General features: G+C 54.8%; 18 protein-coding genes. 6 read left to right on the top strand and 12 right to left on the bottom strand.

What is annotated here, in order from left to right; all coding sequences use genetic code 11:
* Positions 1-141: 141 nt before the first annotated feature.
* The 6 genes from AC07WB_RS18260 to AC07WB_RS18235 form a co-directional block, all read right to left on the bottom strand.
* Positions 142-1,101 (bottom strand): D-2-hydroxyacid dehydrogenase family protein, encoded by a 960-nt coding sequence (locus AC07WB_RS18260; protein ID WP_494940962.1) that lies wholly within the window; start codon positions 1,099-1,101, stop codon positions 142-144.
* Positions 1,076-2,680: an EAL domain-containing protein gene (locus AC07WB_RS18255; RefSeq protein WP_494940961.1), complete on the bottom strand. Its 1,605-nt coding sequence runs from the start codon at positions 2,678-2,680 to the stop codon at positions 1,076-1,078. The genes AC07WB_RS18260 and AC07WB_RS18255 overlap by 26 nt, the downstream gene beginning before the upstream one ends.
* 251 nt (positions 2,681-2,931) lie before the next feature.
* Entirely contained in the window at positions 2,932-3,978 is a 1,047-nt protein-coding gene (locus AC07WB_RS18250; protein ID WP_345827892.1) for an AI-2E family transporter, read from the bottom strand.
* A 164-nt stretch (positions 3,979-4,142) separates the two neighbouring features.
* Complete coding sequence (locus AC07WB_RS18245) at positions 4,143-5,792, bottom strand: ABC transporter permease (protein ID WP_494940960.1); 1,650 nt, start codon at positions 5,790-5,792, stop codon at positions 4,143-4,145.
* 3 nt (positions 5,793-5,795) lie between these two features.
* Complete coding sequence (locus tag AC07WB_RS18240; protein ID WP_176519146.1) at positions 5,796-6,782, bottom strand: extracellular solute-binding protein; 987 nt, start codon at positions 6,780-6,782, stop codon at positions 5,796-5,798.
* Complete coding sequence (locus AC07WB_RS18235; RefSeq protein ID WP_097095760.1) at positions 6,760-7,473, bottom strand: ABC transporter ATP-binding protein; 714 nt, start codon at positions 7,471-7,473, stop codon at positions 6,760-6,762. The genes AC07WB_RS18240 and AC07WB_RS18235 overlap by 23 nt, the downstream gene beginning before the upstream one ends.
* A 228-nt stretch (positions 7,474-7,701) precedes the next feature.
* Between AC07WB_RS18235 and AC07WB_RS18230 the strand changes: the two genes are divergently transcribed.
* Positions 7,702-8,925, top strand: a complete 1,224-nt coding sequence (locus AC07WB_RS18230; protein WP_494940959.1) for an MFS transporter — start codon at positions 7,702-7,704, stop codon at positions 8,923-8,925.
* A 151-nt stretch (positions 8,926-9,076) separates the two neighbouring features.
* Here AC07WB_RS18230 and AC07WB_RS18225 read toward each other — a convergent pair whose 3' ends face one another.
* Positions 9,077-9,892, bottom strand: a complete 816-nt coding sequence (locus tag AC07WB_RS18225) for a TIM barrel protein (RefSeq protein WP_494940958.1) — start codon at positions 9,890-9,892, stop codon at positions 9,077-9,079.
* A gap of 424 nt (positions 9,893-10,316) precedes the next feature.
* On the opposite strand from AC07WB_RS18225, the gene AC07WB_RS18220 reads away from it, so the two are divergent.
* Both AC07WB_RS18220 and iolB read left to right on the top strand, forming a co-directional pair.
* A complete protein-coding gene (locus AC07WB_RS18220) occupies positions 10,317-11,822 on the top strand; it encodes a CoA-acylating methylmalonate-semialdehyde dehydrogenase (RefSeq protein ID WP_097095762.1) in 1,506 nt (501 codons plus the stop codon).
* 24 nt (positions 11,823-11,846) lie between these two features.
* On the top strand, positions 11,847-12,662 hold the full coding sequence (iolB, locus tag AC07WB_RS18215) for a 5-deoxy-glucuronate isomerase (protein ID WP_494940957.1): 816 nt from the start codon (positions 11,847-11,849) through the stop codon (positions 12,660-12,662).
* A 93-nt stretch (positions 12,663-12,755) separates the two neighbouring features.
* Here iolB and AC07WB_RS18210 read toward each other — a convergent pair whose 3' ends face one another.
* Entirely contained in the window at positions 12,756-13,601 is an 846-nt protein-coding gene (locus AC07WB_RS18210) for a MurR/RpiR family transcriptional regulator (protein ID WP_097095764.1), read from the bottom strand.
* A gap of 333 nt (positions 13,602-13,934) precedes the next feature.
* Complete coding sequence (locus tag AC07WB_RS18205) at positions 13,935-15,848, bottom strand: bifunctional 5-dehydro-2-deoxygluconokinase/5-dehydro-2-deoxyphosphogluconate aldolase (protein WP_494940956.1); 1,914 nt, start codon at positions 15,846-15,848, stop codon at positions 13,935-13,937.
* A gap of 548 nt (positions 15,849-16,396) precedes the next feature.
* Here AC07WB_RS18205 and iolD point away from each other — a divergent pair.
* From iolD to iolE, 3 genes are all read left to right on the top strand, one after another.
* Positions 16,397-18,331: a 3D-(3,5/4)-trihydroxycyclohexane-1,2-dione acylhydrolase (decyclizing) gene (gene iolD / locus AC07WB_RS18200; RefSeq protein WP_097095766.1), complete on the top strand. Its 1,935-nt coding sequence runs from the start codon at positions 16,397-16,399 to the stop codon at positions 18,329-18,331.
* Between the two features lie 72 nt (positions 18,332-18,403).
* On the top strand, positions 18,404-19,417 hold the full coding sequence (iolG, locus tag AC07WB_RS18195) for a bifunctional inositol 2-dehydrogenase/D-chiro-inositol 1-dehydrogenase (RefSeq protein ID WP_097095767.1): 1,014 nt from the start codon (positions 18,404-18,406) through the stop codon (positions 19,415-19,417).
* A gap of 65 nt (positions 19,418-19,482) precedes the next feature.
* Entirely contained in the window at positions 19,483-20,379 is an 897-nt protein-coding gene (gene iolE / locus AC07WB_RS18190) for a myo-inosose-2 dehydratase (protein WP_097095768.1), read from the top strand.
* A 40-nt stretch (positions 20,380-20,419) separates the two neighbouring features.
* Here the strand turns inward: iolE and AC07WB_RS18185 are convergent, their stop codons facing one another.
* From AC07WB_RS18185 to glpD, 3 genes are all read right to left on the bottom strand, one after another.
* Positions 20,420-20,875: a DUF943 family protein gene (locus AC07WB_RS18185; protein WP_494940955.1), complete on the bottom strand. Its 456-nt coding sequence runs from the start codon at positions 20,873-20,875 to the stop codon at positions 20,420-20,422.
* Complete coding sequence (locus AC07WB_RS18180; protein ID WP_494940954.1) at positions 20,875-21,714, bottom strand: DUF3289 family protein; 840 nt, start codon at positions 21,712-21,714, stop codon at positions 20,875-20,877. Before AC07WB_RS18180 ends, AC07WB_RS18185 begins: the two co-directional genes overlap by 1 nt.
* A 178-nt stretch (positions 21,715-21,892) precedes the next feature.
* A complete protein-coding gene (glpD, locus tag AC07WB_RS18175) occupies positions 21,893-23,401 on the bottom strand; it encodes a glycerol-3-phosphate dehydrogenase (protein WP_097095770.1) in 1,509 nt (502 codons plus the stop codon).
* Positions 23,402-23,577: the final 176 nt, after the last annotated feature.

Here is a 23,577-nt window from a genome sequence, read left to right as displayed (position 1 = left end):
TGTTTCCGCCATTAACTGTCTATTTTTTAGCTAATGCTGTGGTGTATCTGCTGAATAAACGCGCAAGTAAAGCCACCAAAACCACCCAATGCGTACGGCTAAAAAAGATCATTAATAGAGGGATTAACTAGCGACTGGCGATCAAAGCAGTGAACGCAGCGGCGCGGCCGTCAACCATCCCTGAATATCTTCTACCGCCTGGGTAAAGTAAGTCCGGTAATTGCTGTCAGCTACATAGCCGAGATGCGGGGTTGCCAGCACGTTGGGCAAGTGGCGCAAAGGATGATCCGCAGGGAGCGGTTCCTGTTCAAACACATCCAATCCCGCACCCGCCAGCTGACCCGACTGCAACGCGCTGATCATCGCCTGTTGATCGACAATGCCGGCACGCGACGTGTTAATCAGCAGCGCGCCAGGCTTCATCTGCGCCAGCGCATCGGCATCAATCAGATGGCGCGAGCGATCGCTAAGCACCAGATGAATCGACACCACATCACTTTTAGTGAGCAGCGCCGTCAGCGACGGCATGGGTTCTGCACCACACTCTGCTGCGCGTTCCGCGGTTAAATTCTGGCTCCATGCACAAACGTGCATGCCAAATGCCTGCGCGACCCTGGCCATCTCGCCGCCAATTTTGCCAAGTCCGACCAAGCCCAGCGTTTTGCCCTGCAGGCTGATGCCTAAGGTATGTTGCCACGCACCGTTACTGCGCAGCGTCTGATTCTCAGGCACGATATGGCGCGCCAGGCCGAGCAACAATCCCCAGCTGAGCTCCATGGGTGCGGCGCTGCTGCTGGCGGTACCGCACACGGCGATATAACGCTCGGCGCAGGCGTCTAAATCGATTGCGGCGTTACGCATGCCGGAAGTGACCACCAGTTTCAGATTGGGCAGGCGGCCAATCAGCTCGGCGCTCAGCGGCGTGCGCTCACGCATTATTACCAGAATATCTGCATGGGCGATGTGCTTAACCAATTCATCCTGGTCGGCGTAATGTTCAGAAAGGGAAGTGGTGTAAACCAGTGGTTCAAGCGAGGCCCAATCGGCAAGCGTTAGGGCGACGTTCTGATAATCATCAAGAATGATGCAGTCCAGGCTCATGGTGTTCCTCAACAAGAAGCGGTTTGTGCCCTTGCTCGCTGAGCCAGGCACGCAGCTGGTCATTATCCATCGGACGGGCATAATAATAGCCCTGAATAAATATCACGCCACGCTGCTGCAGATACGCAAATTGCGTCGCGGTTTCTACACCCTCGCCAAGCACATCCAGTTCCAGCTTATGGCATAGGTTGATAATCGCATCCAGCACCGGCGTCTCAACGTCTAACCCCTCAATGGCATTGATAAAGCCGCGATCGATTTTCAAATAATCCAGCGGGAAGGTGAGCAGATAGGTCAATGAACAGTGGCCGGTACCGAAATCGTCGATCGCCACCTTCATACCCTGCGCCCGTAAATGACGCAGTTTGCGTGCCACCATTTCACCGTCTTCAATCAGGCTGCGTTCGGTCAGCTCCAGCGTAATGCATAGCTGTTTATGTTTGATGCGCGCCGCAAACTGCTCAATATCAGCGATAAAGTCTGGATGCTGCAAATGTTCAGCGGCCAGATTTAGCCCAATATGGAAGCCGGCATCCACCTGCCAGCTCTGAATATCTTCCGCCATCAGATCCAGCAGGTGCTGCGTCAACGGCACAATCATCCCTTCGGCTTCGGCGGCGCTGATAAAAATATCGGGGCGAATCATCTCACCGTTCGGCAGCTGCCAACGCAACAGCGCCTCCGCACCGGCACATGCCTGAAATTTATTGCTGTAAACCGGTTGATAATGCACCGAAAACTGGCGGCCACGAATGGCACGGCGAATCTCGTCACGCCATGAAATACGCCGACGCAGCCAGTTGGCCGTCAGGATCATCAGCAGAATCGAGAAAATTGCCGCCATGGGCAGGAAGATAAACAGCGCCTGGCGCCAGGCTTTAAGCAGCTCGGAAGCGGGCACCGTAACGTTGACGCTGATGGGATAGCGGCTGGATTCGGTCTGATAAGATTCGCTTTTCAGATACAACTCGGGGGACGTGTCGCTGGGCCCGCTGCCGATCACCGCGCCGCCGCTAAATTGCAGGCTCATTTGATAACCCCGCGATTCACCGATAGCGTGCATGAAATCCATCAAATACTGGCCGTCAATCACCGCCCAAAAACCGCTGGTATCAGGAAGCTGCCGCACAAAAACCACGGCGGGACGCGTGGGCACACCCACCGTGCCGCGCACCGAAACGCTCCACCAGGCTTTGCCGGTAATCGGCGGCGGCTGCATCATCATTTCGGCCAGCGTGCCGTGGGCCAGACCGAACGCGGATGAACAGCTGATGTCGTCGCCATTCAGCATGCCGATGGAGCGAAAATAGGGGTTGAGCGTACCGGCGCGCTGCAGCTTATCCTGAATCTGTGCGCAGGGCTGATTGTGGTACTGGCGCAGCTCGGTGATCATATCCCAGGCGTTGTCGCTCATCTTTTCAGCCTGCGTCAACAAGGTGTTGGCCGTTGAAATCTGCTGCTGACTGACCGTGTGGCGCGCTTCGATTGCGGTGCAAAGGATGCCGAGCACCAGCGGTAATAACCCGGCGCAGACAATTAATAGCCAGCCAAAATCGCGATGTCGTTTTTGCGGAAGCACCAGACATTCCTCGGTCGGTTAAAGCAGTTAAAAGCAGGCAAACAGCGGCGTCAGCAGCATACCACTTTCATCGGGCGCTGCATGTTAGCGATTTAAGAATTAACCGATCTGATACAGGTCAATGATCAATCCCGCTTTGCGTTTAATGATCATCTTTTGCCGCTGTTGGCATGTCCCAGCGGCAAAATCGCTATGCCTCGATGTTAGGCAAGCATATTGACCTGAAAATGAGTAATGAAAATGTGCAGCGGTTATCGCGCCCGCGATCCCGGCCGGCCGTTGCCCAGCATAATCGCCAACCGGCTGCCGCCCGGCGTGGTTTCCATCAAAATTTTGGTCACGCTGGTGAGCGGCACCGACAGCAACATGCCCACCGGGCCCAGCAGCCAGCCCCAGAAAATCAACGACAGAAACACCACCAATGTCGACAGTCCCAGTCCACGCCCCATCAGTCGCGGCTCCAGCATATTGCCGAATACCATATGAATGGCACTAAACAGCGCGGCCACCAGCATGGCGTCATAAATATTGTTCAGCACCAGCGCCTGAATAAACGGCGGGATACCCGCGATGATGGGCCCAATATTAGGGATAAAATTAAGGATGAAGGCTACCACGCCCCAGAACAGCGCGAACTTCACGCCGAGCAGCAGCAGTGACAGCCAAACGGCGACGCCGGTTATCAAGCTCACCAGAGTTTTTAGCGCCAGGTAGTGCGTCACGCCTTTCAACGCGCGGTGCAAACCGGCAATGCGGATCTGCGGATTGACCATCGCATTACGCATTTTGTACGGCAGATGGCGCACTTCAAACAGCATAAACACCACGGTAAGAATCAGCAGCAGCACGTTGGTCATTGCGCCGGAGAGCTGAGTGAGTAGCGTGGTGGCCATGTTCATAATGACGTTGGGGTCGAGACGCGCGGCCAGCGCATCGGTGGAAATGTTGATGTGAAAACGCCCTGCGAAGTGCTGAACCACCGCGAGCTTCTGTTCGAGCAGGGTGCGGATTTGCGGGTAGGTATCACTGAAGTCGCTGGCTGAGCTGGCGAGCACCGCCACCAACAGCAGCAGCACGATGAAAATCACCGTGATCACCAGCGTAATCGCCAGGCTGCGTTTTACGCCGCGCCGCATCAGCATCGTCACCAGCGGGTTGAGCACAATCGCTAAAAAGCTGGCCAGCAAGAAGGGCACCAGAATGTCCGAGGCGGCGCGAATGCCCGCCAGAATAATCACCAGCATCGCCAGTTTCACCAGGATGTTCTGGCCAATTTTTTCCTGTAGCAGGTTGTTCATGCTCTCTCCTGAGACATTTTTTCTCAGGAAAGTGTAGCTGATGAAAAATAACTCTCTGTATTTTAAGACAAACAGAAAAAAGGTTTCCAGGTGCGCATGAATGCGCACCCTACGAAATCCGCACCGTTTCATTGTAGGGTCGCCATTTATGGCGACCGCTATCATCAGCGACGCTGACGCTGCATCAGCGCGGTGGCGGCAAGCATCAGACTGAGGCTGGCGAGCAGCGTCAGCGTGGCCATCGCCATCCCTTGCCCGACCGAACCCTGCTCGAACTGACGCCAGATAAAGATCGCCACGGTTTGCGTGCCCGCCGGTGCCAGCAGCAGTGAGGTCACCAACTCGCGTGATGCTACGGCAAACACCATCATCATAGCCGCCAGCAGGCTGGGTGCCACCAGCGGTAATACGATCAGGCGCAGCGCCTGCAGGCGTGATGCACCATGAACGCGGGCGGCAGGTTCCAGCGTCGGTGCCAGCTGGCGCAATGCGCTACTGACATAACGCACCGGCCACGGCAGCAGCAAACAGCTGTACGAAAGTAACAGAATCCCAAGGGTGTTATAGGGCGAAACCGGCCAAAACCCGCGATTCCACAGCAGAATCAATCCTACGCCGACCACCACGCCCGGCATTGCCGCAGGCAGCAGCGCCAGGCCATCCATCATGGCGAGCAGGCGAGTTTTGCCTTCCGATACGCGCCAGGCGATAAGAAAACCGAGCGCGCCGGTCAACAATGCCGCTCCGAGCGCCAGTCCGATGCTGGTGGAGAAGGCTGCCAGCGCATCGCCTTGTTGGCTAAACAGCGCGCCAAAGTGACGCAGCGTCAGGTTGTTGAGCTGTAATCCGCCGGAGAGAGTATTTAGCAGGCCGCTCAACGCCATAGCACCCAGCGGCAGCACCACCGCCAGCAGCAGCGTGAGCACAAACGGCAGCAGCAGCACTATCTGCCAGCGACCGGCATGCGCCAGCTCCTGGGTAACCGGCTTGCCGCTCACCGCCGTCACATCGCTGCTGCCGGTGAGTTTGCATTGCAGCAACCACGCTGCGAGCGCCACCACACTTAGCATCAGCGACAATAACGCTGCGCCGGGCAGATCGATCGGCCAGTCGGCAAGTTTGGTTTCAATCCCCACGGTCATCAGCGTCAGCTTTGCCTGCGTGCCGAGTGCCGCCGGCACGCCGTACTCTTCAATCGCCAGCGTAAACGCCAGCAGTACGCCGCCCGCCAGCGCCGGTAAGGTAAGCGGCAAGGTGATGTGCCAGAAACCGCGCCATGCCGATGCGCCATGCACGCGCGCCACCCAGGCGAGACGCTGTCCGCTGGCCATCAGCGAGCGTGACACCGCGAAATAGACCACCGGGAAGATGTTTAGCGTCATCACCAGAACCATGCCGCTGCTGCTAAACAGCAGGCTGGCGAAATTGATGCCGGTGAGTTGTTCGATATAGCCGTTGCGTTGCAGCGCCAGCGTCCATGACAGCGCCGCGATATAGGGCGGCGTGAGAAAGGGGATCAGAAACAGCAGATCCCACAGCGCCGCGCCCGGCAGACGGAACAGGCCGCGCACTGCGCCGAGCGGCAAACCCAGCAGCAAGCTGCACAGCGCTACGCCGCCGCCGATTTTCAGCGTGCCCAGCCCCATGGATAACAGCTGTGGATCGTTCAGCAGTGTCGGTAACGTGCTAAAGGCGTCACGCCAGCTGCCTGCGCTGAAGTGTGGAAACAGCGCCTGCAGCACGATAAACAGCAGCGGCAGCGCCACCAACAGCAGCAACGCCAGCAGAATCAATCCGTTCAGGGCACGCGACATCGCTTACTGCCCGAACAGCGCGCCGAAGCGCTTCAGTACCGCCGCGCGCTCGCTGCTGCCGTTCTGCTGGGTGGGTAACAGCTTAATTTCGGTAAACAGCGGGCGCTGCGCTTTGATATCGGTGCGTGCCGGCATCAGCCAGGCTTTCGCTACCTGCTCCTGACCTGCATCCGAAAGAACGTAATCAATAAAGGCTTTGGCATCATTGGCGTGCTGGCTGCTTTTCAGGATCATCATCGGACGCGGCGCCACCACGGTGCCATTTTCCGGGAAGATCACTTTCACGCTCTCGCCCTGCGCAATGTTGTTATAGGTGACGTAATCGACCGCGCCAAACACCGCCGCCCTGGCGCCTTGCAGCACTGGCGTGACCGCCTGCGCGTTCGGGCCGCTCATTATCATGCCGTTGGCTTTCAGCTGGTCAAACAGCTGCCAGGCTTTTTCGCCTTCGCTGTTTTGCAGGCCAATCAGCAGATCGAGTGATGCGCCCGAGAGTGCCGGATCCGGCGTGGTGACTTTGTCTTTGAAGGCGGGGGCGGTGAGATCCTGCCAGGTCTTCGGCTCTGGCGTATTGCTTTGCGTATTCCACACGATGCCCAGCGCGGAAATGCCCTGCGCCACGTAATCAGCGGTTTTGAACTGCTCCGGCACCTTCGCCGCGTTGGCGCTGTTAAACGGCAGCAACCAGCCGCGCTGCTGCAGATCTTCTGCGGTATCCCACGAAGCCGAGATCAGCACGTCGGCCTGCGGATTGGCCTGTTCAGCCTCCAGACGTGCCATCACTTTGCCGGTCGTGGCCTGGAAAATATTCACTTTAATACCGGTCTGTTTTTCAAATCCGGCGGCGAGGCTTTTCGACAGCGAGCCCGGACCGGCGGTATACACCGTCAGCGCCTGGGCATCGTTGATCATCATAGCGGAAGTCAACATCATCGCGCTGATGGCTCCTTTCTGGCTGATGGCTCGTTTAACTGACTTGAGAGATGGCATTGCGGTCCCCTGAGAGGTGAGTAACGGAAACAATCTGGCCCTGCGCCAGGTGAATGATGCGATCTGCCAGCGTGTTGGCTTCCTCGCGGTCGTGCGTAACGTAAACAGCGGTGATGCCCGCGGCGCGCAGCAAATCCGCCATGGTATGAACCAGGGTTTCGCGCAGGTCGCGGTCAAGGTTGGACAGCGGTTCGTCGAACAGCAAAATCGCCGGTTTCGCCACCAACGCGCGCGCCAGCGCCACGCGCTGCTGCTGGCCGCCGGAGAGCAGCGCCGGTTTACGATCGCCAAAATCAGCCAGACCAACCTGCGCCAGGGCGGCATCGGCCTGTTCACGAGCGGCAGCTTTGCTGATGCCGCGCATGCGCAGCGGGAAGGCAACGTTTTGTGCCACCGACATATGCGGCCACAGCGCGTAATCCTGGAACACCATGCCGAGGTTGCGCTTCTCTGGCGCATCGCAGTGATGTGCCGATGCGACGCAGCGTGCGCCAATCCACAGCTCGCCTTCTGTCGGTTGCAGCAAGCCCGCCAGCAGTTTTAGCAGCGTGCTTTTGCCACAGCCGCTTGGGCCGAGCAGCGCAAGGATTTCGCCGGCGGGAATGGTCAGAGAGAGATCGTGCAGAATAGTCAGGTTACCCACTGACCATCTGAGATTTTTCAGTTCAATAGGCAGCGCGGCATGCGTCATCGGCCACCTCCCTTGCGAGAGTGGGCGTCAGGCACGCGCGCCTGCGTAGAAATCAGGAGCGTCATCAGATTTTCATCCTCTTTGGGATTTGATGACGGCGAGTCTACGAGGGCGATATGACGAAATGATGACCATAAACCTGGGCATTCCACTGATGCGCAGCGCGGCAAAAGGCGTATAGTTATCCTTCTGTTATAAAAATTCCGTCACCCACGAGCGCAATTACTCATGCCTGACCTGCCCGCCGCCGCACCTGAACACGGCCGTTTTCGCCTTAACTTACTGATTCTCTCCATCGTGAAGTTCAACTTTGCCAGCTATCTCACCATCGGTTTGCCGCTGGCGGTGCTGCCGGGTTTTGTCCATGACGGGTTGGGTTATAACGCCTTTTGGGCGGGATTAGTGATTAGCCTGCAATACATCGCCACGCTGCTGAGTCGCCCACACGCCGGGCGCTATGCCGATGTGTGGGGACCGAAAAAGGTGGTGGTGATTGGGCTGGTGGGCTGCTTGCTGAGCGGTATCTGTATTCTTTTATCGGCGCTGAGCGATGGGCAGGGCGTGCTGAGTCTGGTGTTACTGTGCCTCGGCCGCGTGATTTTAGGCGTGGGTCAAAGTTTTTCTGGTACCGGAACTTCGCTGTGGGGCGTGGCGCGTGTCGGCTCGCTGCATATCGGCCGGGTGATTTCCTGGAACGGTATCGTCACTTATGGGGCGATGGCGATTGGTGCGCCGCTCGGCGTCGTGATCTTCCGTAGCGGCGGTTTACTGCTGCTCTCCAGCATCATCATCGCTATTTGTCTGTTAGCCATTGCGCTGGCATTGCCGCGAGCAGCGGTGAAAGGCAGCAAAGCCAAGCCGCTGCCGTTTCGTGATGTGCTGAGCAAGGTGTACGGTTTTGGTCTGATTCTGGCGATGGGCTCTGCCGGATTCGGCGTTATCGCCACTTTTATCACGCTGTTTTATCAGGATAAAGGCTGGGACGGGGCGGCTTTCGCGCTGACCATGTTCAGTGCCGCGTTCGTCGGTACGCGCCTGCTGTTTCCCAACGCCATCAATAAACTGGGCGGGCTGCGCGTGGCGAGTATCTGCTTTGCGGTGGAGGCGATTGGCCTGTTTCTGGTGGCCGGTTCGTTTGATCCGTGGATGGCGAAGACGGGGGCATTCCTTACTGGCGCCGGTTTTTCTCTGGTGTTCCCGGCAATTGGCGTGGTGGCGGTGAAAGTGGTACCGCAGCAGAATCAGGGCAGCGCGCTCGCCACCTATACCGCGTTTATGGATTTGTCGCTGGGGATTACCGGCCCGATTGCCGGTTTCATCATGAGCTATGCCGGCGTGTCGTTGGTCTATTTTCTTACCGCGCTGCTGGTGTGTTTAGCGCTGTTGTGCACGCTGCGCATGATCAAAAGCATGCCGGAAACAGCCGCAGCAGAGATCAAAGAGAATGCGTAGTTGGCGGTCGCCATAAATGGCGACCCTACAAAACGCGTAGGGTGCGCATTCATGCGCACCGGGACTTTCAGATGTATGTGGTATAAAAAAAGGGCCTCCGACCGAGGCCAACACTAGCAAAAGTGTCTAAGAGACACAGATAAGGGTTTGTTTAGGCTTGCAGCAATTCGATGCTGTGGCGTATCTGGCGTTCAATCTCTGCGGTGTCCCACTTCTCCAGCGTCGATGAAAACGGCTCAAACGCGTAGAGTCCTTTGTAGCCGAGTATCTCCAGACGTTTTACCTGCGCCACGCTGTTCAGCACATCACGGTCGCTGAGCATAATGCGCTCTTCATCGGTTAACTGCGCGGTCGGTCGGGTATCTTCCACGCCAGACAAGTGCACAAGGCCAATATGATTAACATCGATCTCCTGCGGGAACTCATTCTCCGCGTTTTCATACAGGTGATGATGGAAGGTATCGAGCAGCACCTTAAACGGGACTTTGGCTTGCTGAATCAACGTCTGTACTTGCACCGCTGAACGCAGCGAACTCACCGGGAAGCCCAGCGGTTCCACTAATCCCTGAATACCGTATTTTTCAAAGCGCGGTGCGAGCACCTGCAGCGCTTCAAGCGTCTGCTGCGGCGATATCTCAATCCCTTCATTCAGCGGACACATCACCAGCGCTTTTGCGCCAATAGCTTGCGCTTCCTGCAGTAGCGCTTCGGCTTTTGCCAGCAGCGCATCATCGGCACGGTTAAACGGGTAGAGCGCATTAATCGTGACGACCTCAATCTGATACTTATCCGCCAGCGCCCGCAGCGCTGCCGCGCTAAGATCATCGGTCACCTTACCGCTCGGCATGTCATTACGTAGCTCAACCTTATTCAATCCTAAACGCTGTACCAGCTGAAAGAAGGCTTCCAGCGAAAGCGTGGGGGCAATTTTACGGTTAATACAGAAACGGGTTGGATCGATGGCCATTTGCGGCTCCTGTAGGGTGATGCGGATAAGATGCAGCAAAGAAAACATTTATTTCATTATTATTGAATTATGAAATATCAGATATTGGATCTGTCTCGCAAAAATTTCATATTTCGTTTCACGTTGTATGTTGTGACTGGATTTGTGACACAAATTCTGTCCACTCAGCGGCTTAGTGTGCCGCGTTTTCAGCCGCGGAAAAATGCCGGTACGTCAGCGCTGCAGGCTGGTTTACAGCCGCTTGAAAACCGCCAGCGAAAAAATGCGATCCATGCCGCTAAAAGGAAATTTTCTAAAAAGAAGTATTTGAAAAATTTATTTCATTGCTATAGCTTCATAGCACGCTTTAAGTATTGCCTGCTCACGCAGCGTTGCGGTTTGAACCGGCTGTCTGCAGGGAACTTCACATCTAAGAGGCAACGACATGACTATCGTAGGAAACTTTATCGGCGGAAAAATTACCCATAGCGCCAGCAATGAAACCATTCCCGTGTACGATCCGGCGACCGGCAAAGTGGTGCGCGAACTGACGCAGAGCACCGCGGCGGAAGTGGAAAAAGCGATTGAAGTCGCCCATGCTGCGTTCCCGGAATGGTCGAAAACCGCGCCGCTGCGTCGTGCCCGTGTGATGTTCAACTTCAAAGCCCTGATGGAAAAACACCGCGATGAGCTGGCGGCACTGATTGTTTCTGAGCACGGTAAAGTGTGGTCAGATGCGCTGGGTGAGTTGACGCGTGGTATTGAAGTGATCGAGTTTGCCTGCGGTATTCCGCATCTGATTAAAGGTGAAAACTCGCCCAGCGTGGGCACCGGCGTAGATAGCTACTCGCTGATGCAACCCGTGGGCGTGGTGGCGGGTATCACGCCATTCAACTTCCCGGCGATGGTGCCACTGTGGATGTTCCCCATCGCGCTGGCGTGCGGCAACACCTTCATCCTCAAGCCACCGGCGCTGGATCCCTCAGCCTCGGTGCGTATGGCCGAACTGCTGAAAGAAGCGGGCCTGCCAGATGGTGTGTTCAACGTGGTGCACTCGTCTAACGAAGATGCCGAGCAGTTGTATAAAGACCCGCGCATCGCGGCAGTCAGCTTCGTCGGTTCTTCCGGCGTGGCTGAGCATATCTACAAAACCGCCAGCGCCCACGGTAAACGTGTTCAGGCATTCGGCGCGGCAAAAAACCACGCTATCGTGATGCCAGATGCCGATCTTGATGCCACCGTGAACGCCATTATGGGCGGCGCGTTTGGCTCTGCTGGTGAACGCTGCATGGCGCTGCCGGTGGTGGTGGCGGTGGGCGACGATACGGCTGACAAACTGATTGCACGCCTGACGCCGCTGATTAAAGCGCTGCGCATCGGCCCGGGAATTCAGAAAGGTGCCGAAGAGAATGAAATGGGGCCGGTGGTTTCTGCCGCGCACCAGAAGAAAGTGCTGGGCTATATCGATAAAGGCGAGCAGGAAGGCGCGAAGCTGGTGGTTGATGGTCGCGGTGTTGAGGTAGCAGGTCACGCTGAAGGTTACTACGTGGGCGGCACCCTGTTTGATAACGTGACTTCAGACATGACCATCTGGCGCGAAGAGATCTTCGGGCCGGTATTAAGCATCATGCGTTCTACAGATTTCGATAGCGCGCTGCAGCTGGTTAACAGCCATGAGTTTGGCAACGGTAGCGCCATCTTTACCAGCAACGGTCACACCGCGCGCGAATTCGTACAGAACGTGGAAGCGGGCATGGTGGGCGTTAACGTACCGGTTCCGGTACCGATGGCGTTCCACAGCTTCGGCGGCTGGAAGCGTTCGGTGTTTGGTGCGCTGAACGTGCATGGTCCAGACGGCGTGCGTTTCTACACCCGCATGAAAACCGCCACCGTGCGTTGGCCGAGCGGCCAGCAAACCGTCTCTGAGTTCAGCATGCCGACGCTGGGCTAATCTCGCTCAACCAGGAGGAACAGGATGTCTCTGATTTCGAAAGCGCAAAAACCCGACAGCAACGGTCGTATTCAGCACGTCACGCCTGAGAGCGCGGGCTGGGAATACGTAGGCTTTGATGCCTACCTGCTGAAAAAAGGGCAGCGCCTGACGCTGAGCAGCGGTGATAAAGAGCTGTGTCTGGTGCTGGTGGCGGGCTTTGCATCGGTAAAAACCCGCCATGCGGAGTTCCCACATCTCGGTAAGCGTCTGTCGCCGTTTGAGCGCATTCCGCCGTACTCGGTGTATGTGCCGCATAACGATGAAGTGGAAGTGTATGCGGATAGCGATCTGGAGCTGGCGGTGTGTAATGCACCAGGCAGCGGTAATCTGCCGGCGCGCCTGATTGCCCCGGAAGATGTGGGTGTTGAGCAGCGTGGTAAAGGCCGCAACCAGCGTCTGGTGCACAACATTCTGCCGGATAACAAAGAAGCCGACAGCCTGCTGGTGGTGGAAGTGTATACCGACGAAGGCGCGACCAGTTCGTACCCTAGCCACAAGCACGACCAGAAAAATAGCCCTGACGAAACCTATCTGGAAGAAACCTACTATCACCGTTTCGATCCTGAGCCAGGTTTCGCCATGCAGCGTGTTTATACCGATGACCGTTCGCTCGACGAGTGCATGGCGCCGTATAACCGTGATGTGGTGACGGTGCCGCGCGGCTATCATCCGGTGGCGACCATTGCCGGTTACGATAATTACTATCTCAACGTGATGGCGGGGCCAAAACGGTTGTGGAAATTTACCTGGGAGAAAGATCATGCCTGGGTGAATAGCGATAAGTATCCGCGTTCGTAGGGGGCGCATTTATGCGCACCAACGTTAAAAGGGCAGCCACATGGCTGCCCTTTTTGTTGGCTGGTCGCCATGAATGGCGACTCTACGAAGAGATTATTCGTTAATAACGTTGTTATTCAGCGCTAACGATACGGCGAGCGTCTGCGCCAGACACAGCGATGCCACCTGCGAACGGAAGCCATCCACCTGCGCTTCACGCACCACAAAGCACACATCGCTGAAGGCGGCCAGCGGGCTGACCTGGCTGTCGGTGATGGCGATCAGATGCGCGCCACGCTTGGCACCCAGCTCAACCAACTCCACCGCTTCACGCGCGTAAGGCGAATAGCTGATGGCAATCACCACGTCTTTGGGATTCACCATACTGAGCTGCTCGGTGAACATGCCGCCAAGGCCATCGATCAGGAACGCACGACGCTCCAGATGGCGCAGCGCGTACACCAGATAAGAAGCCACGCTGAACGAGCGGCGCAGGCCGATAATGTAGATATTCTCCGCTTCATCGAGCATTTTCACCGCGCGGTTGAGTTGGTCCGGATTCACCTGCATCGCCAGCTGTTGCAGCGCCTGACTGTTCACCATGGTAAAGACGTTGAGAATTTCAGCCGGGCTCTCGGGTGAGCTGGCGCTGTCGTCGGTGGCGGTTTGGCGGAATAGACGTGCACGCTCGGTATAGTTAACCGTTTCTTCCATCAGATGCTGGCGGAAAACCTGTTTCATTTCGTTGAAGCCGCTGAAGCCAAAAGCGTTGGCAAAGCGGATCAGCGTGGAGGGCGGCACATCAGCATGCTGCGCAATGGAGGCAACGGTATCGAACGCAATGCTGTTGCTGTTATCAAGGATATAACGAGCCACCTGCTTCAGGCGTTTACTCAGCGTCTCATAGCGACGACGGATATCGTCCTGTAACAGGGTAAGTTGTGTTGGATTATTGGTCATTACTTCGGCCCGCTAAAAAAGAAAATATGGCTGGATAATGAGCGCTATAGTACCAGATGGATGGAAAATTTCATTCGTTTGACATCTTCGTGACGCTTATTTCATCGGTTTATGAATTGCCTCACAGAATGTGCATGTTTTCCCCTCACCCTAACCCTCTCCCGCAAGCGGGCGAGGGAACCTATCGAGTGAAAGTTGAGGAATGCATTCGGTCCGCAAAATCGCAGAGGACAGTTCCTTCTCCCGCCAGCGGGAGAAGGTTAGGATGAGGGCCAACGCGCACAATGCAAAAAAAGCGGCCATCGGCCGCTTCTTTGATGCTAATTCAACAGCTTAACCGCGCACCGCGCGCCAGTAGCCGATAAGGCGCAGATAATTGCCTTTCACGGTTTCGATCAGTGCCTTGTCGTCCAGTTCGCCCTGCAGCCACTGGCGTGACGGCTGGCCGAAGATAGTGCGACCTACCGCAAAACCTTTCACCCATGGCGCTTGCGCCGCCGCCGCAAAACCGGCTTTCAGCGTCTCTTCTGGTGCATCCAGACCCAGTAGCAGAATGCCGCGGCAGTGCGGATCGTTTTGCTCGATCAAGCCGCTGATGGACTGCCAGCTCTCCGCGGACAGCGGCGGCAGTTTCCACCAGTCCGGCTGAATACCCAGGCTGTAGAAGTGGCTCAGCATATCGTAATAGTAAGACTCTTTCCGGTCCGGATTACTTTCCGGCAGAATCACTTCCAGCAGCAGTTCGTGACCGCTTTTATTGCAGCCTTTCCACACATCCAGCACCAGATCATCCTGCTCTTTACGCAGTTCCGCGCTGTCATGCGGATGGTAGAACACCAGGCATTTCACTACGTGTTCGGCCGGCCAGTCGACCAGCTGCGAACCAATATTACCGTGCTCAAGGCGCAGCGGGCGGGAACTTGGCAGCTCGATGGGACGACCAATCCACCAGTTTTTACCGGTAATCGCGTTCAGCGCTTTCTGGCCATAGGTGGTATCCGCGAGGATGCCGCTTTTCTGATGCAAACCTGCCTCGTTTGCCGCTTCTTCAGCGGCGCGCAGCAGCAGCAGTTTCAGCTGTGGAATGCGCTCTTCGCTGACGCCCGCTTCGCGCGCCATATCGGCCAGCTGCTTGCGGTGGTCAAAGGCGAACACATTCAGCTCGGGCCACTGCTGCTTACGTGTCGTCACGCGGTGTAAATGATTCAGGCGTGGATCGAGATCCGGGCGCTTCACGTCGTTATCGCGGCTAAGGAAATCATCCAGCTCTTCTTTGGTTGGCATCGCTGGCGCGCAGCCGTGGCGGGAAACCACCAGTGCCCCACAGGCGTTTGCGTAACGGCATGCCTGCTCCCAGCTTTCGTCGTTTAGCCAGCCGCGCAGCAGGCCAGACATAAAGGCATCGCCCGCGCCAAGTACATTCAGCACTTCCACGCGCACGCCGCTCTGTAATGTGGTCTGTTCCCAGCTATCTGGGATCTCGCCCTCAAATACCACGCAGCCCAGCGGGCCACGTTTGCACACCAGCGTTGCCTGGCTCGATTTACGCACGTTTTTCAGCGCGGTCAAGGTATCGGTGCTGCCACCGGCAATATGAAACTCTTCTTCCGTTCCCACCACCAAATCGAAATAGTGCAGAACTTCCTGCAACTGTTGCGTTACTTCGCCCGATTCAATGAAACGCGTTTCACCGTCGCCGAGTGAGGTCAGGCCCCACAGGACCGGGCGATAATCGATATCCAGTGCGGTACGCAGCCCGTTACGTCGGGCGATATCCAGCGCCTTCAACACTGCGGCACGGGTTTGCGGGTGTGACAAGTGCGTGCCGGTAACGGCGACCGCACGTGAGGAGGTGATAAACTCTTCTTTAATATCTTCCGGCACCAGGCCCATATCGGCGCAGTTATCACGGTAGAAAATTAGCGGGAAGGTCTCTTCATCTTTAATCCCAAGAATCACCAGACCCGTCAGGCGATGCTTGTCCGTGATCAAACCGTCGGTGTTGCAGCCTGCCCGCTGCAGCTCTTCACGTAAAAAGCGGCCATTATGCTCGTCACCTACGCGCGCCAGCATGGCAGACTTCAGGCCCTGAATAGCCGTGCCGTAGGCCACGTTGCCAGAAGATCCACCCAGATATTTATTGAAGCTGGTCATATCTTCCAGACGTGATCCAATTTGCTGACCGTAAAGGTCGACGGCGATGCGTCCAATACAAATCACATCAAGCCGCTTCTGTTGTGTACTCATACCTATTGTTTCCTTCTGTGATAAGCAGACACTGCGGGCGCTGCCGCCCATCATCGAGCGCTTTGCTTCCGGGTTCTCAAGGTGCCTGATTGGCTTTTACGCAGTATGAGGAATAAAAATTCCAAACACAATATGAAATGAAACGTCCGTCGCGATTTTGTGAGCCAGGTAAAACTCTGACAAAGGTGTAATACAGCAGGTGTTAAGCGCTGAATTCCAGCGATACTCGGGCTTGTGAGCCAGGTCTCAGGAAAAGAGCGATAAATCAAGGAAGCTACTGAAGTGAAATGAAATTTCGTTATGGCCGTTAAATAACCTTTTACCGTTCCACTTTCCTCCCTTTGCTCGCCCTGAAAGCGTTCGTTTCATCGCTGAATTTGATCTCTATCGCAAAATGAAATGTTTCTTCTGTAATCGTATTTAATGAAAAAAATATTTGTTTATAATCGCCACACGTTTCACTTAATCCGCGGGCGCCGTAAGCGGCAGTTGTTACCCGAACCGCGATGTACCTCACCACAGGTACCAGCATGTAAAGGAAGAAGCATATGGGCACAATCAGACTCACCACGGCACAGGCGCTGGTAAAATTTCTGGATAACCAGTACCTGAACGTTGACGGCGTGGAAACCAAATTCGTGAAAGGCATTTTTGCCATTTTCGGTCACGGTAACGTGCTGGGATTGGGCCAGGCGCTGGAGCAGGATAGCGGCGATCTGGTGGTGCATCAGGGCCGTAATGAGCAGGGCATGGCGCACGCGGCGATTGGGTTTGCCAAACAGTCGCTGCGTCGTCAGATTATTGCCTGTACTTCTTCCGTTGGACCAGGTGCTGCCAACATGATCACCGCCGCCGCCACGGCCACGGCCAACCGCATTCCTTTACTGCTGCTGCCGGGCGATGTGTTTGCTACGCGCCAACCCGATCCGGTATTGCAGCAGATCGAACAGAGCCACGATCTCAGCATCAGCACCAACGACGCGTTTCGCGCGGTGAGCAAATACTGGGACCGCGTAAGCCGCCCAGAGCAGCTGATGACCGCGTGCATTAATGCCCTGCGCGTACTGACCGATCCAGCCGAAACCGGCGCGGTAACCCTCGCGCTGCCGCAGGACGTACAGGCTGAAGCCTGGGATTTCCCGGAATACTTCTTCCAGAAGCGGGTGCATCGTCTGGATCGCCGTTTGCCCACGGCTGCACAGTTGGGCGATGCGTTGGCGCTGATTGCGCGTAAACACAAGCCGCTGATCGTTGTCGGTGGCGGTTTGAAATACTCCGACGCCGGTGATGCGCTGCTGAAATTCGCCGAGCGCTTCAACATTCCTTTTGCCGAAACCCAGGCCGGTAAAGGCACCATCGTTTCCGATCATCCTTTGAATGTGGGCGGCGTGGGTGAAACCGGCTGTCTGGCAGCGAATCTGCTGGCGAAAGAGGCCGATCTGGTGATTGGCATCGGTACGCGTTACACCGATTTCACCACCGCCTCAAAATGGATTTTCCAGAATCCGGACGTCAGCTATCTGAATCTTAATGTCAGCAACTTTGATAGCTACAAGCTGGATGCGGTACAGCTGCTGGCGGATGCGCGTGAAGGTTTAACGGCGCTGGAAAGCGGGCTGAAAGGGTTTGAAAATCATTGGGGCGACCAGATTGAACTGTCGCAAAGTAAACTGCTGAAAGAGACGCAGCGCGTTTATGCCGCGACCTATAACAGCGACGATTTCATTCCTGAAATCGCCGATCACGCCGATCGTGAAGCGTTGTTTGCCGAGTTCGAACGCCTGACGCAATCGGTGCTGACGCAGAGCAGCGTGCTGGGCACCTTAAACGAGCAGCTCCCAAAGGATGCGGTGATTGTGGCTGCAGCGGGCAGTCTGCCGGGCGATCTGCAACGCGTGTGGCGCACCAAAGATTACAACTCGTACCACGTTGAGTACGGCTACTCCTGCATGGGCTATGAAGTGAACGCCGCGCTGGGCGTGAAGCTGGCGCAGCCGCAGCGTGAAGTTTACGTCATGGTCGGCGACGGTTCGTTCATGATGCTGCACTCCGAGCTGGTCACCTCGATTCAGGAAGGGGCCAAAATCAACGTCGTGCTGCTGGATAACATGACCAACGGTTGTATTAACAACCTGCAGATGGAGCACGGCATGGACAGCTTCACCACCGAGTTCCGCTTCCGTAATCCGGAAGGCGGCAAGCTGGATGGCGGCTTTGTGCCGGTGGACTTTGCGGCGATTGCCGGCGGTTACGGCTGCAAAACCTATCGCATCACCACGCTGGAGCAGCTGGAAGCGGCGCTGATTGATGCGCAGAAGCAGACGGTTTCAACGCTGTTCGACATCAAAGTGCTGCCAAAAACCATGGTGCACAAGTACTTCAGCTGGTGGCATGTGGGCGTGGCGCAAACCTCAACCTCGACCCGCACGCAGGAAGTGGCCGACAACCTTAACGTGCATATCGAACAGGCGCGTAAGTACTAAATCCTCTTTAAGGCCGGGGTTCTCCGGCCTTGTTTATCTTAATGTATCCGAACGAACTCTACAGGTGTAATTATGACGCTAAAACTCGGTGTAATTGGTACCGGTGCAATTGGTCAGGAACACATTCGTCGCTGCAATAACGTCTTGCAGGGTGCGAAAGTGGTGGCGGTTTCTGATATCAACGTGGAAGGTGCGCGTGCGGCGCTGCAACGTCTGAATATCGAAGCCGAGGTGTATCAGGATGGCCATCAGGTGATCAACTCGCCCGAAGTTGATGCCGTGCTGGTGACTTCCTGGGATCCGACCCACGAAGAGTTCACGCTGGCCGCCATTGCTGCGGGCAAACCGGTGTTCTGTGAGAAGCCGCTGGCGCTGAGCGCGGAAGGCTGCCGTCGCATTGTCGATGCGGAGATCAAACACGGTAAACGTCTGGTGCAGGTGGGCTTTATGCGCCCGTACGATTCCGGCTATCGCGCGCTGAAAAAAGTGATTACCGACGGTGAAATCGGTGAACCGTTAATGTTGCACTGCGCGCACCGCAACCAGAGCGTTGGCGAGAATTACACCACCGACATGGCGATTACTAACACGCTGATTCACGAGCTGGATGTGCTGCGCTGGCTGACGGAAGACGATTACAAAACCGTGCAGGTGGTGTTCCCGCGTACCACGTCGAAATCCCACGCCAAACTGAAAGATCCGCAAATCGTGCTGTTCGAAACGCAGAAAGGCATCCGCATTGATGTCGAGATTTTCGTCAACTGTGCATACGGCTACGACATCCAATGTGAAGTGGTGGGTGAAGAGGGCATCGCTAAGCTGCCTGAGCCTTCGGCGATTCAAACGCGCAAAAACGCGCGCCTCGGTACACCCTTGCTGACGGATTGGAAAGATCGCTTCATCGATGCCTACGACGTTGAGCTGCAGGCGTTCATTAATGACGTGAAGAGTGGCGAGCTGACCGGTCCTTCGGCCTGGGATGGCTTTGCTGCCTCCGTGGCCGCCGATGCCTGCCAGAAAGCGCAGAACAGCGGTGCGATTGAGCCGGTTACCATGCCGCCACGTCCGGATTTCTACGCTAAATAACTGAGCCGTTTGCGCATAATCTCCGGCGGCTAAGGGCCGCCTCTGAGTGGATCAGGGAACTGAAGATGAACCAAGACAACGTAAAACTGGCGATTGCGCCAATCGGTTGGACCAACGACGATATGCCGGAGCTGGGCAGTGAAAACACCTTCCAGCAAACCGTCAGTGAAATGGCGCTGGCAGGCTTTACCGGTAGCGAAGTGGGCAGCAAATACCCGCGCGATCCGGCGATCCTTAAGCCAATGCTGGATATCCGTGGTATTCAGATTTGTAACGCGTGGTTCAGCACTTTCTTTGCCAACGGCGACAAAGCAAAAACCATCGACGAATTCACCAATCACATGAATTTTCTGTATGAGATGGGCGCGCGCGTGATTGGCTGCTCTGAGCAGAGCAAAAGTATTCAGGGCACCACGCTCGCCGTGCTGGAGCAGAAGCCGATTTTCACCGATGAAGAGTGGCGATTGACGGCGGAAGGCTACAACGAGTTGGCCGAGATCGCCGCGCAGAAAGGTATGCGCTTAACGCTGCACCATCACATGGGCACCGGTATCCAGACCCCCGCCGAAATCGATCGCTTTATGGAATCGACGAATGAGAATGTCGGCCTGCTGTATGACACCGGCCACATCTACTATTCCGAAGGTTCACAGCAGGCGATGCTGGACGTGCTGACCAAATATCTGCCGCGTATTTTCCACGTGCATCTTAAAGACGTGCGCGACAGCGTGGTTGCGGAAGTGCGCGAAAAATCGTTGTCGTTCCTCGATGGCGTGAAGAAGGGCACCTTTACCGTGCCGGGCGACGGTGTGATTGATTTCAAACCGGTGTTCAAAATCCTCGATGATTACGGCTATAAAGGCTGGATGGTGGTGGAAGCTGAACAGGATCCGGCGTTGGCTAACCCGTTCGAATATGCGGTGAAAGCGCGTAAATATATTCGTGAGAATGCGGGGTTGTAAGTTTAGGTTGCAACAGAAAGGCTCCGTATGGAGCCTTTTTTCATTTTTTTTCTTCAAATTCTGATAACTTTCCATCAACTGATTGAATGAAAGCTGAATGACTGAATCTATAGATAGTGTTCTTCTCACGATTTGGGGAAACTGACATTAACCTGTGTTTATCAATGCAGTTTTGAGGTGATGTAATATCATCAAAACATAGACGATCTTTATCTTCCAACTCTTTATATTTACCATCAAACTTAAAGAACACGAAATATTCTGGTCCGCCTTGTTCTGCTGGCTTGATATTATTTTTCGAGAGTATGTTTAGTCTATTTCTTGTCCACCATTCAATACTTGCTTTAGATGATAAAGGAAGATCGCGAACAAGAATATCTACAACGGTGTCATTGCTATGTACCGCAATTATGTCAACTGGCTTCCTATTCAAATATAGTAAATATAAAATAATGGCAATGCTCATTACTGATATTAATACAATGCGTTTGATCATTATTTTCGGCCCTCAATATCAATAACCGCTTCCATATTAGTTAAAAAAGGGCGATATCCAAACTGATCGTAACGTTGAAGAGTGAACCAGATTTTGAAAAACTGAAACTGTCTAAACTTGATTTTAAGGATATCGTTGGTATCTAATCCGAAATGATCTTGTCCCTTATATTTAAGCCGTGCATGCCAATGTTCATGACTAACTTCAAGGTTCATTACCTCTATTTGAGTGGCATGAACATCATGTACCGTTATGCCTAAACCATTTATTCTGTCGGCAAGAGAATCGAATTTTGGTAATACTGTTCCTGCAATGATTTTGGTTAAATCATGTATTTTATCTTTAGAAATTCCATGATTTTTATAATCCATGTTCTTATTAAAAAAATCAATAACGTTTTGGCGAGTGCTATCTTCACTTCGATCATTAATGATCTGATCACGATATGCCATATCGAGCGACATGTCACAAAATGGCATACCGGTAGAACGCCTAAAATGTTCCAGCATTTTATTTATCAGAAAACGTTGTGGGCCAACCATAGCAAACGGCAAGGAGGTGGTTTGCATCTCGGCAAACAATAAATTTGCACACTCTTCTGGTGTCAGCTTTTCGCCAGTTTGGCTACCTAATGCGCCCGAAAAACGGGACTGCGGATTATGAAACGGGTTAAGTCGCGTCATGGTGTAGGGATCAACCACATTGGAAATATTGATCAGATCAAATTCGTGTTTAAGGCGATGTTCTGAAATGTCGCCATAGCGCATATCGTCCGCACTGCAATCACTGAATGCGCGGCGTGTAGAGTAGATATTAAGCGGAAAGGTTGCCATCACCATGCGTATATCCTTCTGATAATTATTCCTGAAATACGTGGAGAGTTATTCAGTCAGAAATCGCGCTGGCAGGGTGTGATCTTGCGCAGTAGTTAAGATGTGCGAGATGTAATAAGTAAATTCAGACAAAAAAATAAAACCCCGCTGGCTTCGCGGGGTTCATTTTAACAAAGGGCGATAGTTAAGAAGCCAACGACAGCGCCGGTTTCTGCGCGTTGACCGCCAGCCATTCGCGAATACGCGCCTGTTCCGCTTCGCTCAGCCACATACCTTGTTTGGTACGACGCCAAATTGCATCATCCAGCTCGCGCACCCACTCGTTTTTCACCAGATATCGCAGCTCGGCTTCGTAGAACTCATGCCCAAAGTTCTCACCCAAATCATCAATGCTCTTCGCGCCTTCCAGCAGCACTTCGGTACGGCTGCCGTAAGTGCGGGCAAAGTGACGCGCCATGCCTTCGCTGATAAACGGATAGCGACGACGCAGGCCCGCGGCGTAATCTTCACGCGTACCGGAGAAATCACCACCCGGCAATACCGCGCTTTTGGTCCAGGCCGGGCCAATATTCGGGTAATACTTGGTCAGTTTCTCCAGCGCGTGCTCCGCCAGTTTGCGATAGGTCGTCAGCTTGCCGCCGAACACCGACAGCAGCGGCGCCTGACCATTGTCGTCATGCACATCCAGCGTGTAGTCGCGGGTGATGGCCTGCGGAGAATCCGATTCATCATCGCACAGCGGACGCACGCCCGAGTAAGTCCAGACGATGTCATCTTTGCTCAGCTGCTGCTTGAAGTGTCCGTTAAACACTTTCAGCAGATAGCTGATTTCATTGTCATCGATCTTCACGTTTTTCGGATCGCCTTTGTACTCCACGTCGGTAGTACCGATGATGGAGAACTCATCCATCCACGGAATCACAAACACGATACGGTTGTCTTCGTTTTGCAGGATATAGGCCTGCTTTTCGCGATGGACGCGCGGCACTACAATGTGACTGCCCTTGATGAGCCGAATGCCGTACGGCGATTTCAGCTTCAGGCCGTCGTCGAAGAATTCTTTCACCCACGGACCGGCGGCATTGACTAAACCTTTCGCGCGCCAGGTGTACGTTTTGCCGCTATCAATATCTTCGGCCTCCACCATCCACAAACCGCCTTCGCGCCAGGCGCGGGTCACGCGGGTACGGGTGCGCACTTCGCCGCCCTGTTTCTCCACTTCCTGCGCGTTGAGCACCACCATGCGTGCATCATCGACCCAGCAGTCAGAATATTCGAAACCGCGCGTGATTTCCGGCTTGAGGGCCGAATCCGCGCCAAAACGCAGGCTTTTACTGCCCGGCAGCGTAGTACGTTTGCCCAGGCGGTCATACATGAACAGGCCCATGCGGATCATCCACGCAGGGCGCAGGTGCGGACGATGCGGCAGACGGAAGCGCATTGGGAAAGCGATATGCGGAGCCATCTTCAGCAGCACTTCACGCTCGGCTAAGGCTTCGCCTACCAGGCGGAATTCATAGTGTTCAAGGTAGCGCAGGCCACCGTGAATCAGCTTTGAGCTGTTGGAGGAGGTTGCACAGGCCAAATCCCGCGCCTCCAGCATCAGCACCGACAGTCCGCGTCCTGCAGCGTCCACTGCAATGCCGGCTCCGTTAATGCCGCCGCCGATCACGATCAGGTCTTTGGTTTCCACGTCATCTCCTCCGATGTTCGGAATAGTTCTAAAATGTTCGTTTTCGAGCGTAATAATAATCGGAAACCAACATCGATGCCAGCGGTTAACTGAATAAAAACATTTTTGCGTGATATAGCTAACATTCCGACAGGAAAAAAATCACATAACCACAGGACTTGTCAGGTTATCGCGAC

The organism is Pantoea sp. GW821-FHT03E06 (genome assembly GCF_059420725.1).
The sequence above is the reverse complement of the archived record's forward strand: the minus strand, read 5'-3'. Positions and strand labels throughout refer to the sequence as shown.

What these genes read in the sequence shown, in the direction of transcription:
- AC07WB_RS18250 (WP_345827892.1), bottom strand. Translation starts at nt 3,978, where the DNA reads ATGAACAACCTGCTACAGGAAAAAATTGGCCAGAACATCCTGGTGAAA.
- iolB (WP_494940957.1), top strand. Translation starts at nt 11,847, where the DNA reads ATGTCTCTGATTTCGAAAGCGCAAAAACCCGACAGCAACGGTCGTATT.
- AC07WB_RS18225 (WP_494940958.1), bottom strand. Translation starts at nt 9,892, where the DNA reads ATGGCCATCGATCCAACCCGTTTCTGTATTAACCGTAAAATTGCCCCC.
- AC07WB_RS18235 (WP_097095760.1), bottom strand. Translation starts at nt 7,473, where the DNA reads ATGACGCATGCCGCGCTGCCTATTGAACTGAAAAATCTCAGATGGTCA.
- AC07WB_RS18245 (WP_494940960.1), bottom strand. Translation starts at nt 5,792, where the DNA reads ATGTCGCGTGCCCTGAACGGATTGATTCTGCTGGCGTTGCTGCTGTTG.
- AC07WB_RS18240 (WP_176519146.1), bottom strand. Translation starts at nt 6,782, where the DNA reads ATGCCATCTCTCAAGTCAGTTAAACGAGCCATCAGCCAGAAAGGAGCC.
- AC07WB_RS18180 (WP_494940954.1), bottom strand. Translation starts at nt 21,714, where the DNA reads ATGGTGATGGCAACCTTTCCGCTTAATATCTACTCTACACGCCGCGCA.
- AC07WB_RS18185 (WP_494940955.1), bottom strand. Translation starts at nt 20,875, where the DNA reads ATGATCAAACGCATTGTATTAATATCAGTAATGAGCATTGCCATTATT.
- iolE (WP_097095768.1), top strand. Translation starts at nt 19,483, where the DNA reads ATGAACCAAGACAACGTAAAACTGGCGATTGCGCCAATCGGTTGGACC.
- iolG (WP_097095767.1), top strand. Translation starts at nt 18,404, where the DNA reads ATGACGCTAAAACTCGGTGTAATTGGTACCGGTGCAATTGGTCAGGAA.
- AC07WB_RS18210 (WP_097095764.1), bottom strand. Translation starts at nt 13,601, where the DNA reads ATGACCAATAATCCAACACAACTTACCCTGTTACAGGACGATATCCGT.
- AC07WB_RS18230 (WP_494940959.1), top strand. Translation starts at nt 7,702, where the DNA reads ATGCCTGACCTGCCCGCCGCCGCACCTGAACACGGCCGTTTTCGCCTT.
- AC07WB_RS18260 (WP_494940962.1), bottom strand. Translation starts at nt 1,101, where the DNA reads ATGAGCCTGGACTGCATCATTCTTGATGATTATCAGAACGTCGCCCTA.
- iolD (WP_097095766.1), top strand. Translation starts at nt 16,397, where the DNA reads ATGGGCACAATCAGACTCACCACGGCACAGGCGCTGGTAAAATTTCTG.
- AC07WB_RS18205 (WP_494940956.1), bottom strand. Translation starts at nt 15,848, where the DNA reads ATGAGTACACAACAGAAGCGGCTTGATGTGATTTGTATTGGACGCATC.
- AC07WB_RS18220 (WP_097095762.1), top strand. Translation starts at nt 10,317, where the DNA reads ATGACTATCGTAGGAAACTTTATCGGCGGAAAAATTACCCATAGCGCC.